General features: G+C 72.1%; 13 protein-coding genes. 9 read left to right on the top strand and 4 right to left on the bottom strand.

Features of this window, described 5'->3' with window-relative positions; translation table 11 throughout:
- Window positions 1–3 precede the first annotated feature (3 nt).
- The 3 genes from GCE65_RS10990 to GCE65_RS10980 all read left to right on the top strand — a co-directional run bounded on the left by GCE65_RS10990 (window position 4) and on the right by GCE65_RS10980 (window position 2,360).
- Window positions 4–441 carry a hypothetical protein gene (locus tag GCE65_RS10990; RefSeq protein ID WP_152910513.1) on the top strand — a complete coding sequence of 146 codons (438 nt, stop codon included), beginning with the start codon at window positions 4–6 and terminating at the stop codon, window positions 439–441.
- A gap of 114 nt (window positions 442–555) precedes the next feature.
- Window positions 556–1,692 carry an S-(hydroxymethyl)mycothiol dehydrogenase gene (locus GCE65_RS10985; RefSeq protein WP_153878421.1) on the top strand — a complete coding sequence of 379 codons (1,137 nt, stop codon included), beginning with the start codon at window positions 556–558 and terminating at the stop codon, window positions 1,690–1,692.
- Window positions 1,689–2,360, top strand: coding sequence for an MBL fold metallo-hydrolase (locus tag GCE65_RS10980; protein ID WP_152910515.1), 672 nt, complete (start codon window positions 1,689–1,691; stop codon window positions 2,358–2,360). Before GCE65_RS10985 ends, GCE65_RS10980 begins: the two co-directional genes overlap by 4 nt.
- Before the next feature lie 25 nt (window positions 2,361–2,385).
- On the opposite strand, the gene GCE65_RS10975 is transcribed toward GCE65_RS10980, so the two are convergent.
- Window positions 2,386–3,528: a hypothetical protein gene (locus GCE65_RS10975; protein ID WP_153878420.1), complete on the bottom strand. Its 1,143-nt coding sequence runs from the start codon at window positions 3,526–3,528 to the stop codon at window positions 2,386–2,388.
- A gap of 136 nt (window positions 3,529–3,664) precedes the next feature.
- Between GCE65_RS10975 and GCE65_RS10970 the strand changes: the two genes are divergently transcribed.
- Window positions 3,665–4,639, top strand: a complete 975-nt coding sequence (locus GCE65_RS10970; protein WP_153878419.1) for a DNA-3-methyladenine glycosylase — start codon at window positions 3,665–3,667, stop codon at window positions 4,637–4,639.
- A 4-nt stretch (window positions 4,640–4,643) separates the two neighbouring features.
- On the opposite strand, the gene GCE65_RS10965 is transcribed toward GCE65_RS10970, so the two are convergent.
- The 3 genes from GCE65_RS10965 to GCE65_RS10955 all read right to left on the bottom strand — a co-directional run bounded on the left by GCE65_RS10965 (window position 4,644) and on the right by GCE65_RS10955 (window position 8,473).
- Window positions 4,644–5,417, bottom strand: coding sequence for a DeoR/GlpR family DNA-binding transcription regulator (locus GCE65_RS10965; protein ID WP_370460110.1), 774 nt, complete (start codon window positions 5,415–5,417; stop codon window positions 4,644–4,646).
- A 94-nt stretch (window positions 5,418–5,511) separates the two neighbouring features.
- Window positions 5,512–8,178, bottom strand: coding sequence for a valine--tRNA ligase (valS, locus tag GCE65_RS10960; protein ID WP_153878417.1), 2,667 nt, complete (start codon window positions 8,176–8,178; stop codon window positions 5,512–5,514).
- A gap of 64 nt (window positions 8,179–8,242) precedes the next feature.
- A complete protein-coding gene (locus GCE65_RS10955; protein WP_153878416.1) occupies window positions 8,243–8,473 on the bottom strand; it encodes a hypothetical protein in 231 nt (76 codons plus the stop codon).
- 95 nt (window positions 8,474–8,568) lie between these two features.
- On the opposite strand from GCE65_RS10955, the gene GCE65_RS10950 reads away from it, so the two are divergent.
- From GCE65_RS10950 to GCE65_RS10930, 5 genes are all read left to right on the top strand, one after another.
- Window positions 8,569–9,108: a PadR family transcriptional regulator gene (locus GCE65_RS10950; RefSeq protein WP_153878415.1), complete on the top strand. Its 540-nt coding sequence runs from the start codon at window positions 8,569–8,571 to the stop codon at window positions 9,106–9,108.
- Window positions 9,105–9,806, top strand: coding sequence for an ABC transporter ATP-binding protein (locus GCE65_RS10945; protein WP_153878414.1), 702 nt, complete (start codon window positions 9,105–9,107; stop codon window positions 9,804–9,806). The genes GCE65_RS10950 and GCE65_RS10945 overlap by 4 nt, the downstream gene beginning before the upstream one ends.
- Complete coding sequence (locus GCE65_RS10940; RefSeq protein WP_153878413.1) at window positions 9,806–11,719, top strand: hypothetical protein; 1,914 nt, start codon at window positions 9,806–9,808, stop codon at window positions 11,717–11,719. Before GCE65_RS10945 ends, GCE65_RS10940 begins: the two co-directional genes overlap by 1 nt.
- A gap of 164 nt (window positions 11,720–11,883) precedes the next feature.
- Window positions 11,884–12,594: a sulfite exporter TauE/SafE family protein gene (locus tag GCE65_RS10935; protein ID WP_153878412.1), complete on the top strand. Its 711-nt coding sequence runs from the start codon at window positions 11,884–11,886 to the stop codon at window positions 12,592–12,594.
- Window positions 12,595–12,647: 53 nt separating this feature from the next.
- A complete protein-coding gene (locus tag GCE65_RS10930; RefSeq protein WP_153878411.1) occupies window positions 12,648–12,878 on the top strand; it encodes a ribbon-helix-helix domain-containing protein in 231 nt (76 codons plus the stop codon).
- Window positions 12,879–12,883 lie beyond the last annotated feature (5 nt).

Genomic DNA, 12,883 nt, shown 5'->3' with positions numbered 1-12,883 from the left:
GCCGTGCTCAGATTCTGGCGGCGGCACCGGGCCGAGCCGATGGCGGCCGAACTGGCCCAGGGGTTCTGGGCGAGTGATGCGGTGGGACTGCAGCGCGCGATCCTCTCCCTGCTGTCCGCCGTGGACAGGCGCCGCGGCGGCCTCAGCGGTCGGGTGGAGTTCACCGCCGGGGCCGAGGGCCGGGTCGTCGTGGTGTGGGGCAACCGGATCGTGGGATTCGTGCCCCCGGCGCACGCCGGCTCCCTCCACGCCCAGCTGGGGGAGGCCGATCCGGCCGCGCTCGTGGCGGACGCGAGCATTCGCCGCTACGAGGAGAACTGGCGCGTGTGGGTCGGGCCGGAATGGGGAGGCGGCGGCGGTGAGGGCGGGCCGGAGGAGCCGATCGACGAGCTCGACGCCCCGCCCCCGACCATCCTCGGCATCCCGACCAAGCGTCGCTGAGCTCGGCCGCCACGCCGCCCGGATCGACCACGCGTCCTCCCGTCCTGCCCGCTGGATCGCGGGGCAGCGGATATGGTGGCGGTCAACGTCGACACGCAACCAAGGGAGGCCGATGTGCACGAGGTGAGGGCCGTCGTCTGCAAGGCGAAGAACGAGCCGGTGACCGTGGAGACGATCCTGGTGCCCGACCCCGGGCCCGGCGAGGCGCTGGTCGACGTGATCACGTGCGGGGTGTGCCAGACCGACCTGCACTACAAGGTCGGCGGCGTGGGCGACGACTTCCCCTACCTGCTCGGGCACGAGGCCTCCGGCATCGTCGCTGCGGTGGGCGAGGGCGTGACCGAGGTCGCCCCCGGCGACGCCGTCATCCTCAACTGGCGGGCCGTGTGCGGGAGCTGCCGGGCGTGCCGCAGGGGGGAGCCCTGGTACTGCTTCGACACCCACAACGCCGTGAACAAGATGACCCTGCTCGACGGCACCGAGCTCTCCCCGGCGCTCGGTATCGGCGCCTTCGCGGAGAAGACCCTCGTGGCGGCCGGCCAGTGCACGAAGATCGAGGGGGCGATCGAGCCCCACCAGTACGCCGCCCTCGGACTGCTCGGCTGCGGGGTCATGGCCGGCATCGGGGCCACGATCAACACCGGGGCGATCCGGCGCGGTGAGTCCGTGGCGGTCATCGGCTGCGGCGGCGTGGGCACGGCGGCCGTCGCCGGCGCCGCGCTCGCCGGGGCCACGACGATCATCGCGGTCGACCTCGACGACGGCAAGCTCGCCACCGCGCGCTCCTTCGGCGCCACCGACACGATCAACGCCCGCGAGCAGGATGTGGTCGAGGGCATCCGGTCCCTCACCGGCGGCTTCGGGGCCGACCTCGTGGTCGACGCCGCCGGCATCGCCGTGACGTTCGAGCAGGCCTTCCGCGCCCGGGATCTGGCCGGGCGGGTCGTGCTCGTCGGCGTGCCCGAGCCCGGCACGACGTTCGAGCTCCCACTCGACGAGCTCTTCGGCCGCGGCGGCTCGATCAAGTCCTCCTGGTACGGCGACACGCTGCCCTCGCGCGACCTGCCGATGCTCGTCGACCAGTACCGGCGCGGCCGCCTCGACCTCGACGGCTTCGTGACCGAGCGGATCGAACTCGGCGAGATCGAACCCGCCTTCACCCAGATGAGCGCCGGCCGCGTGCTGCGCTCCGTGGTGGAGATCAACCCGCCCCCCGGGGTCGTCGCCGACCGGCGGGGGGAGGACTCATGACGCGCACCGACGCCACCGGCCGCATCCGCATCGAGAACGTCGTCACGAGCGGCACGTTCTCCCTCGACGGGGGCACGTGGGAGGTCGACAACAACGTGTGGATCGTCGGGGACGACGAGGCGTGCCTCGTGATCGATCCCGCCCACGACGCCGACGCCGTGGTCGCGGCCGTGTCGGGACGACGCGTGGTCGCCGTGCTCCTCACGCACGGCCATGACGACCACATCCGCGCCGCCCGCGACGTCGCCGCGCGACTCGGGGCGCCGATCCACCTCAACCCGGCCGACGAGATGCTTTGGCGGGAGGTGTATCCACGCGCCGGCTTCGACGCCGAGATCGTCGACGGTCAGGTGTTCACGATCGGCCCGGCGGGCGCCGAGGTGAGCCTCACCGCGCTCCACACGCCCGGGCACTCCCCGGGCTCGACCTGCTTCCACGCCCCGGCGTTGGGGGAGGGCGGCGTGCTGTTCTCCGGCGACACGCTCTTCAACGGCGGCCCCGGCGCCACGGGCCGCTCGTTCTCGGACTTCGGCACGATCGTCGACTCGATCCGCGACCGGCTCCTCACCCTGCCCGAATCCACCGAGGTGCTCACCGGCCACGGGGACTCCACGAGCATCGGCGCCGAGAAGCCGCACCTGGCCGACTGGATCGCTCGCGGGCACTGACCGCCCCGGGTGGGAGAGGCGAGGATCAGTCGTTGTTCCCGGTCCTCGACCGCTTCACCCGAGACTGTTCGTCCTCGAGGTCGGAGAGCTCCTCCTCGTCCTGGTCCCGATCATCGAGGTCGTCGACGGCGACGTCGGCCTCGAGCCCGCGTTTCCTCGACGGCTCCGGCAACCCGGTGAGCCGGGCCACCTCCGCGCGAACCCGTGCGTCCAGCTCATCGTCGAGATCCACCTCCGTCAACGCGTCGTCGACGAATCGCCATTGGACCACGCCCTGCTTCTCTCGGCTCAGACCGGGGAAGGCGGCGAAGACGGTCATCGTGTGCTGCGCGAGCGCGGCGCCGTACCGCGCGCTGCGATCCTCGACATCGACCGTGAGGGCCTTGCGATCGAACGTCATGAGCATCCCGGCGGCCATGGTCTTCCCCTGGCCGCCGCCCGGATCCTTCACCTCGCCCTCCCGCCCGAGCACCCGATGAGCATCGCCGAGCTTCCGCACGCCCACGCGTTCGCTGTCCTCCCCGGCGCCCTTCTTCCCGCTCACCGGCTTGCCGTCCCGGTCGCGGATGAGCGTGCCGGGGATCGCGTTCCTGATGCGGAGCGTCTGCTCGATCGCCTGTTGAAGGGTCTGCGTGCATTCGAGATCGTCGATCCCCTCACCTGTGGTCGCCCGGGAGATGGAGTTGCGGACGACTCCGGTCATCGTCTCGATCGAATGCCGCTCCTTCTCGGTCGCGCTCCGGTATCCCGGCAGCGATCGGAAGGTGTCGAGCAGCGCGCCCAGCCCCGTCATCGCCGCCTCGAAGGTCTTCTTCTCGGTCGCGTTGACGACCATCCGCGTGAACACCGCGTAGGCCGTGGCGTGTGCCCCGCCCGCCGTGCCGGACCCGCGCTCGATGAGAACTTGGCCGACCCGTCGTTCCCCGCGGTCGCCGCGCCGCATGACGACCGACGCCATCACCCGTTGCAGCACGCCGAGACCCGGCCGCAGGCCCGATCGTGCGTGGATGAGGGAGACGGTGACGGCGTTCCCGGCGCGACGCTGCGTCAGCAGGATGTCCCGTGCGTCCGTGCTGACCGACTCGGGCGTGGTGGGGCGACGGACCGGCCCGGCCCCGTGACCGGGCGTCGCTCCACCGGCCGAATCGGGCATCCGCGACTCGAACACCGCCCTCCACCTCCTTCGGACTCCTCCCCGGAGGATACGTCGGCGGCACGGGCGCGTCCCGGGCGCACGGGAAGCCGAGTCGGCCCGTCGCCGTGCCCGAACGGGCACGCGGGCCCTGCGGTGGCAGGATCGAGGCATGCCGACCGTCGACCTGCCCGCGCCGTCTCCCTACGACGCGCCGGGCGTCTTCGGCTTCCTCGCCGCGCGCGCGATCGAGGGCGTGGAGACGGCGCAACTCGCCCCGGGCGGCCCGCTCACCTATGCCCGCACGCTCCGGCTGCCGGGTGGCCCCGCGGTGATCGAGGTGACCGCGACCGGGCGGAGCCACGGCGACCCGTCCGCGTGGCGCCTGCGGGCGCGGCTCGACCTGGCCGACGCGGGGGACGAGGCGGCGGCGCTCGGCGCGCTCCGTCGTCTCCTCGATCTCGATACGGACCCGGCCGAGGTCGATGCCGCCCTCGCCGCCGACCCGGTGCTCGCCCCACGGGTGGCGGCGATCCCGGGCATCCGCGTTCCCGGCGCGAGCGATCCGCATGAGCTCCTGCTCCGCGCGGTCGTGGGCCAGCAGATCTCCGTGGCCCGCGCCCGCGAGCACCTCGGCCGGCTCACCCGGATGCTCGGCTCACCGGTCGACGGCGGCGCGGCCGGGCTCACCCGGCTCGTGCCCACCGCCCGGCAGCTCCTCGAGGGCCTGCCCGAGCCGGAGCGCCCGCTCGATCCGGAGCGACCGCTGCGGCTCCCGGCCCGCTCGATCGCCGCGGTCCGGGCGATCGCCGGCCTCGTCGACGGCTCCCGCGACGTGCTCGATCCGGGAATCGATCCGGATGTCGACCCGGACGTCGAGTCGCAGCGGTGGCGCGCCCGGCTCACCGCGATCCCCGGCATCGGGCCCTGGACGGCCGCCTACGCGGCGATGCGGCTGCGCGGCGATCCGGACGCCTGGCTGCTCGGCGACGTCGCCGTGCTCGCCGGCGCCCGCGTCCTCGGCCTCACCGATCCCGCGCTGTCACGATCGGCCGCCCACGCGGCCCTCGGGCGGCGCGCGCAGCGGTGGTCCCCGTGGCGCTCCTACGCCACGATGCACCTGTGGCGCGTGCCGCGCGATCGGTAGCGGCTCACTGGCCCGGCGCGGCCACCGTGATGAGCTCGCCCACCTGCTCGCCGACGACCTCGAGGGCCTCCGGGTCCACGCCGGAGTCGGTCACGAGGGTGTCCACGGCGTTCAGTTCCACGATCGTGCTCAACCCGACCCGGCCGAACTTCGAATGGTCCGCGAGCACCACGAGCTGCTGCGCCGAGGCCACGAGGGCCCGGTTCGTCTCGGCCTCCATGAGGTTCGGGGTCGTGAGTCCGGCGCGCAGGTCCACCCCGTGCACGCCGAGGAACAGCACGTCGCAGTGCAGCACCTGGAGCGCGCGCACCGCGACCGGGCCCACGAGCGCCTCCGAGGGGGTGCGCACGCCGCCGGTGATGACCACGGTCCGGTCCGGATCCGTGCGCCGGAACTCCTCGGCGATGCGCAGCGAGTTGGTCACGATCGTCAGGTCCGAGATCCCGCGCAGGTGCCGCGCGAAGGTCCACGTGGTCGATCCCGCGGACACCCCGACCGACATGCCGGGCTGAACGAGCTGGGCGGCGCGTTCGGCGATCGCCTCCTTCTCGGCCCGGCGCTGCTGGGAGGTCTCGTCGAAGTCGAGCTCCTCGGCGCTCGGGGCGTGCCGGACGGTCGCGCCGCCGTGCACCTTCTCCAGCATGCCGTCGCCGGCGAGTGCCTCGAGGTCGCGGCGGATCGTCATGCCGCTGACGCCGAGCCGTTCGGACAGGTCGGTCACGGTGACCGCACCCTTTCGGCGGACCTCCTCGAGCACGCGCCGGCGGCGTTCGGTCACTAACACTGGCCCTCCTTGGCTTGTCCCCGCGGACTCGTGTCCCGAAGTGTTGTTTTCGGGTTCATTCTTGCACGGTGGCCGAGGTGGGTCGGGACTACTCCGCGGTGACGAGCTCGCCGGTCACCCGGACCTCGCCCTGGACGTCCGCCTGCTGCGCCGCGATCGTCAACTGTCCCTGCACGACCCCGGCCCGGCGCAGGTCGTCCTTCACCCGCGAGAGCAGTTCGTCCGAGGAGCTGGTGATCCTCACGTCGCCGAACGGGGTGCGCTGGGAGGCCTTCGCCTCGCTCTTGAGCTTGCGCATGGCGGCCAGCGCCGCCCCGGCCGCATCGACCAGGGTCGGGTCGGCCGCCCCGCCGGCGTCGCGCAGGACCTCCACGCCCGGCCACGGGCTCGCGTGCACGGAGCCCTCGCGCCACCACGACCACACCTCCTCGGTCGCGAACGGCAGCACGGGGGCGAGGAGCCGCAGCACCACGTCGAGCGCGATCGCGAGCGTCGCCTGCGCCGAGGCCGTCTGCGCCGCGCTCGCCCCGGAGTCCTCGTGACCGTAGGCACGGTCCTTGACCAGCTCGAGGTAGTCGTCGCAGAACGTCCAGAAGAACGTCTCGGTCACCTCGAGCGCGCGCGTGTAGTTGTACTCGGCGTAGGCCGCCGTCGCGGTCTCGACCACCGAGGCGAGCCCCGCGAGCAGGGCGCGGTCGATCGGCTCGGTGACCAGGGCGCCGTCCAACCGCACCGGCCCGAGCGAGAGGGCGAATTTCGAGGCGTTGAGCACCTTGATCGCGAGCCGCCGGCCGATCTTCATCTGCTGCTCGTCGAAGGCCGTGTCCGCGCCGAGCCGGGCCGAGCACGCCCAGTACCGCACCGCGTCCGCGCCGTGGGTGTGCAGCAGCCCGATCGGGGTGACGACGTTCCCCTTCGACTTCGACATCTTCTTGCGGTCCGGGTCGAGGATCCAGCCCGAGATCGCCGCGTGCCGCCACGGGAGCGTGTCGTGCTCGGCGTGCGAGCGCACGACGGTGGAGAAGAGCCACGTGCGGATGATGTCGTGGGCCTGCGGGCGCAGGTCCATCGGGAACACCTTGGCGAAGAAGTCGCCCTCCCGCTCCCACCGGCCCGCCAGCTGCGGGGTGAGGGAGGAGGTGGCCCACGTGTCCATGACGTCGGGGTCGCCGGCGAATCCGCCCGGGACGCCGCGCTGGTCCTCGGTGTAGCCGGCGGGAACGTCGATGCTCGGGTCGATCGGGAGCGCGCTCTCCGGCGGGGTGAGCGGCTCGTCGTAGCCGGGCTCGCCGTCCGCGTCGAGTCGGTACCACAGCGGGAACGGCACGCCGAAGAACCGCTGCCGGCTGAGCAGCCAGTCGCCGTTGAGCCCGCCGACCCAGTTCGCGTACCGGGAGGCCATGAACGGCGGGTGCCACGTGAGCTCCTCGCCGCGCTCGAGCAGCCCGGCGCGCAGGCCGTCGCTCGAGTCGTCGCGGCCGCCGTTGTGCAGGTACCACTGCCGCGAGGAGACGATCTCGAGCGGCCGCTCGCCCTTCTCGAAGAACTTGACCGGGTGGGTGATCTTCTTCGGTTCCCCGTGCAGGTCCCCGGAGGCGGTCAGCTGTTCGACCACGCGCTTCTGGGCCGAGAACACCGTGAGCCCGGCGAGCTCGGCGTAGGCGGCCCGGCCCTCCTCGGAGGTGATCGCCTCGGGGGCCTCGGGCCGGAAGCGCCCGTCGCGGCCGATGACGGTGCGGGCGGGCAGGTTGAGCTCGCGCCACCAGGTCACGTCGGTCGTGTCGCCGAAGGTGCAGATCATCGCGATGCCCGAGCCCTTCTCGGGGTCGGCGAGGGCATGGGCGAGCACCGGCACCTCGACCCCGAACACGGGGGAGGTGACCGTCGTGCCGAACAGGTCGGCGTAGCGCTCGTCGTCCGGGTGGGCCACGAGGGCCACGCACGCGGGCAGCAGCTCGGGGCGCGTCGTCTCGATGAACACCGGCTCGCTCGCGCCTTCTCCACCGTCGGCAGCCGCCCGGTGGAAGGAGACCCGGTGATAGGCGCCCGGGCGCTCGCGGTCCTCGAGCTCGGCCTGGGCGACCGCGGTGCGGAACGTGACGTCCCACATCGTCGGGGCCTCGATCTGGTAGGCCTCCCCGCGGGCGAGGTTGCGCAGGAACGCCCGCTGCGAGGCCTCCTGGGAGGTGGGGGAGATCGTCTGATACGTCTGGGCCCAGTCGACGCTCAGCCCGAGGTGGCGGAAGACCTCCTCGAAGGACTTCTCGTCCTCGGTCGTCAGCCGCAGGCACAGCTCGACGAAGTTGCGCCGGGAGATGCCCACTTGCCGGGCACTCTTGGGCATGTCGCCGTGGAACGGGGGCTCGAAGTCCTCCTCGTACGGCAGCGACGTGTCCACGAACACGCCGTAGTAGTTCTGCACCCGCCGCTCGGTCGGCAGCCCGTTGTCGTCCCAGCCCATCGGGTAGAAGACGTTCTTGCCCGCCATCCGCTGGTAGCGCGCGATCGCATCGGTCTGGGTGTAGGAGAACACGTGCCCCACGTGCAGCGACCCGCTCGCCGTCGGCGGCGGGGTGTCGATCGAGTAGACCTGCTCGCGCGTCGTGCGCTCGTCGAAGGCGAACAGCCCCGCCTCGGACCACGCCTCATCCCACCGCGCCTCCAGTCCCTCGAGGCTCACCTTGTCCGGCGTATGGACGACGTCGCGCACCGGGGCGGTCGGGCGTGCCTTGGCGTGGCGGGAAGCAGTAGTCATGGGCCCGATTCTCCCAGATTCGCACCCATGCCCGCGCACCGCCGGGGGCCGGCGGATTCCGAGGTCACCACGCGCAGATGTGGTCCAGTTCCGACTCGAGCCGACGCGCCGCCGTGACGTCGGCCTGATCTCTACGTAGTCGCTCGGCCTCGGCGCGCAGGCGAGCCCGCCGGCGAGTGCGCGCCGCTTCGATGATGGCCTGCCGGATCGCCGCGGACCGAGACTGTCCCTCATCGGTGAGAAGCGCCAGGGCGTGGTCAACCTCCGCCGTACTGCGAATCGAATACGTCGCCATGTCACAGACCGTAGTGTGCTGCGGCAGGCACGGCCAGTGACGGGTCCAGCCACTCCAGGTAGACACTGAGGGTATACACATGGTGAACTGTGGGCATGAGTATTCCGATGTCGCTCCTGGGCCTCTTGGAGATCGGCCCCTCCCACGGCTTCGCCCTCAAGCGCCGGTACGACGGCCTGCTCGGGCAGGAACGCGAGCTGCGGTTCGGTCAGGTCTACGCCACACTCGCCCGGCTGGAACGCGATGGCCTGGCCGACGGCGTGGGCCTCGAGCCCGGCGAGGGAGCCGACCGGAAGGTCTACGCGATCACCGGTGACGGGATCGCGGAGCTCGATCGCTGGCTGCTGACCCCGAATGTTCCCGCGGGGCGTCCGAGCGAACTGTTCACCCGGGTCGTGCTCGCGCTGGCGGGAGGCAAGCCCGTCGATCGGATCCTCGACCGGCAGCGCGAGGTCTACCTGGCGCGCATGCGCGAGCTGACCGCGGCCAGATCGGCCGGGGACGTCATCGACCGCATCGCCGCGGACTTCGAGATGGCCCACCTGGAGGCCGATATGCGCTGGATCGAACTCGCCGCGGCCCGGCTCGCGGATATCCGCGACGACGTGGCACGAGTGCTGGGCCAGGATCGATGAACCGGGGCCCGGGAATCACCGTGAGCGGCCGCGGGCTGCGATACGCCTACGGCAGGGACGAGGCCGTCGGCGGCGTGGACATCGACGTCCGCTCCGGGGAGATCGTCGCGCTCATGGGGCCCTCCGGGTCCGGGAAGTCGACCCTCCTGCATCTCCTGGCCGGGCTGCTGACGCCGGATCACGGCCAGGTTCACCTGAGCGGGGAGCGCATCGACCACCGCACGGAGCGTGCCCGGGCCGAGGCACGATTGCGGCGGATGGGATTCGTCTTCCAGTTCGGGGACCTCGTGCCGGAACTGACCCTCGTGGAGAACGTGGAGCTGCCGCTGCGGTTGCTGGGGCAGAGACGGTCACCGGCGCGCAGGCTCGCCCTGGACCTCATGGCCACGTTGGACATCGCGGACCTTGCCGGGCGCCGACTCAACGAGGTCTCCGGCGGGCAGGCGCAGCGCGCGGCCGTCGCCCGGGCGCTCATCCATTCCCCCGAGGTCGTCTTCGCGGACGAACCCACGGGCTCCCTCGACACCCTCGCCGGTGAGCAGGTGCTCGAGGCGCTGATCGGAGCCGCGCGGGAGACGCGGGCCGCGGTCATCCTGGTGACCCACGAGATGTCGGTCGCCGCGTTCGCGGATCGGGACGTGCAGATGCGCGATGGGCTCCTGCGCACGCCGGCGGCGCACCTGCCCGAGGCTCCCTGATGGCCGCCCTGGTCGTGCTCGGTGCTCGGTTGACGCGGGCCGGTGGCCGGTTGCGATTCCTCAGCGTCGTGGTGGGGTGTGCCCTCGCGGTCGCGCTTCTCACGCTGGCATGGGAGTTGCCCGAGGCGATGTTCCCGGCGGGACCGGACCCGCTCATGGTCGATCCCCTCCGTGGTCCGGTCGCGACCACGCTCGCCGTGATCGCGGCTCCCGTGGTGGCGCTCATCCTCGCGGTCGGGCGGTTGTCCTCCGAGGTGCGCGATCGGCGCCTCGGAGCACTCGTGCTGCTCGGGCTCGGACGCCGCGGGGTGCTGCTGGTGGCCGCGGTCGAGATCCTTATTCCCGCGCTGCTCGGCAGCGCCCTCGGCGTCGGCGTGTTCCTCCTCCTGCGGCTCGTGCTCACGGCGGTCGCGGCGCCCGTTCTGGCTCAACCGATCGCGGTCGGGGGAAGCCTCGCGGTGGTCGCGGCGGCGGTGGTGGCGCTGGCGGCCGTGTTGGCGCTCGCCCCGGTGCGCCGACTGCGCGGCCTGGGAGCAGGCGTCTTCGAGGCGGTGGTGCTGCGGCCCTCACTCTGGCGGCTGACCCCGCTTCCGATCGCCCTCGGACTCCTCCTGGCCGTGTATGTCACGCCACCGGACCACGTGAGCGTCCGCACGGCGTACGCGCTGTTCGGAGCCGCGGTCGCGGCGGCCGCCACGGTGGTGCTGTCCGTGCCGCTCCTCACCTCCCAGGTCGCCCGGATGCTCGCCCGCGGCCACGCGACCTGGGTGATGCTCGCCGGTCGGTCCATGGAGACCCACGGCGTGGCGATCTCCCGGCGGGTCACGGCCCTGGGTGTCACGACCTTCATCGCGTTCGTGGCGATCGGCTATCTCGGCCTGTACGAGTCCAGTGGTGTGCGAGCCTCCTACGTCCACCAGGTGGAGGAGGGGCCGCAGGAGATCTGGGTCAGTTCACCGGGGGAGCAACCGGTGCCGGCCGACCTGAGCGAGCGGCTGGCCGCGCTTCCCGCCGTGGAGGGCGTGATCCCGAGGCCCACGGTCTCGCCGGCGTCCTGTGCCGCCGGCGGCGGCGTGTGCCCGAGAGTCTTCGTCGGCACCTGCTCGCAGCTCGCCCTGGTCGCGGCCGTGGCCGGGTGTGCGGACGGGCGGGCGGCATGGATCACCCACGCGGATGCGCCGGGCGACCTGTTCGCACACCTGTGGGAGGTGGACGCCGCTCACGCTCCCACCCGGGTGGGACTGTCGATCGGCGACACCGGTGAGTCCTTCTCGGCACGGGTCGGTTCGGTCCTCACCCAGGACGTGCGGGCGACAATGGATCGGTGGTGGCACCCCGAACGTATCGACCTGTTCGTGCCGTCCTCGATCGCCCGGGAGAACGGCGCCCCGGAACCGCCGAGTGTCAACGTCATCGCGTCGGCGGGAGGCGAGGTCCGTGGGGACGTCGAGCGCCTGGCCGAGGAATACGGGATGCAGGTCTTCGCACCGGCCATGCCGGACTACGAGCAGGTCGTCACGATGCGCGTCACGGTCTGGACGGTCGTGGGCGCGAGCATCGCGGTGGCGCTGCTGGTGTTCGTCGTGGCCTCGATCGACCGGGCACGAGCCAGGAGGAGGGGACGCGCCCGACTGGTCGCCGTCGGGATTCCGGCCCGCATCCTGCGCGGTTCGCAGGCGCTGGCCACCGCCGTGCCGCTGGCCACCGCCATCGCCATGGCGCTCGGCCTGGGCTGGGCCGCGCTCACCGCCCTCCTGCGGCTCGACACCTCGCAGCGAGCGGGCCTGCCCGTGGACGGCTCGGCGCTCATCACGGTCTGTGTCGTCATCACGATCGGCGCGCTGACGGCCTCCCTGGCGACCCTGCCGCTGACACGGTCCCGGATCCGTCCGGAGGATCTGCGGCACGAGTAGTCCCCGCGCCGATTGACCGAGGTTCGAGACTTCGATAGCGTCGCCGGCGCCCAGAATCGATGCGCGCTGCTCGGATGCGAGCCCCGGCGGCGAAGGAGGCCGATGGCGAGGCTCGCCGATATCCGCGAATGGGGGCGCCGCGCGCGCCGGGGCGGGGCCGGAGTATGAGCGCGGCCGCGTTCATCATCCTCGCGGCGACCGTGCTCGTCTCCGCGTTCGTGCAGGGCTCGACGGGGATGGGCTTCGCCATGATCGCGGCGCCGGTGGTGAGCCTGCTCGATCCCTCGCTCATCCCGGTCATGCTGCTCGTGCTCATGATCCCGCTCAACGCCCATATCGCCTGGCGCGAGCGGTCCGCGCTCGACTGGCGCGGGGTCACGTGGGTCGGCGTGGGCCGGTTCGCGGGCACGTTCGTCGGCCTGTGGATCCTCATGGTCGTCGACCTGCACCAGCTCGCGCTGCTCATCGGCTGGTCCACCGTGATCGCCGCCGTGATCGCGCTGGCGGCCCCCGCCTTCGACCCGAACCGCACCGCGTTCGCGGTCGTCGGCCTCGTCACCGGCATCACCGAGACCTCGACCGGGGTCGGCGGCCCGCCGCTGGTGCTCGCGTATCAGCACCGGCCCGGCCCCACGCTGCGTTCCACGGTGGCGGTCTGCTTCCTCGTCGGCGAGATCCTCTCCCTCGTCGTGCTCGGCATCGGCGGCGAGATCAACCTCGGCACACTGCGGCTCACGGCCGCGCTGCTGCCGTTCCTGCTCGCCGGCTCCTTTGCCAGCTCGCTCGTGCATCACCGCCTCGACGGACCACTCCTGCGCCACGTCGTGCTCGGCTTCGCGATCGTCTCCGGCATCGCCGTGATCGTGGGGGCGTAGCGCGCACCGACCCCCTGACCCCTGCGAGCGGGGGCGCCTCGGTAGGATCGGGTATGAAGATCACTATCCGCCTCTCGGACGAGGACCTGGCAGTCCTGGACGACGTCGTTCGCCGCGCGGGCCTGCCGTCGCGGTCTGCGGCGGTCCGCCGGGCCATCGGGCTCCTCCGTCATCCGGACCTCGAAGGCGACTACGCCGCGGCATGGGAGGAGTGGTCGTCGAGCGGTGAGGCGACCGCTTGGGCGGCCACGTCCGAGGACGGACTCGCTGATGCTCCGCCGTGAGATGC

Origin of the sequence: Pseudactinotalea sp. HY158, assembly GCF_009660225.1 — a bacterium.
Taxonomy (GTDB): domain Bacteria; phylum Actinomycetota; class Actinomycetes; order Actinomycetales; family Beutenbergiaceae; genus HY158.
The sequence above is the reverse complement of the archived record's forward strand: the minus strand, read 5'-3'. Positions and strand labels throughout refer to the sequence as shown.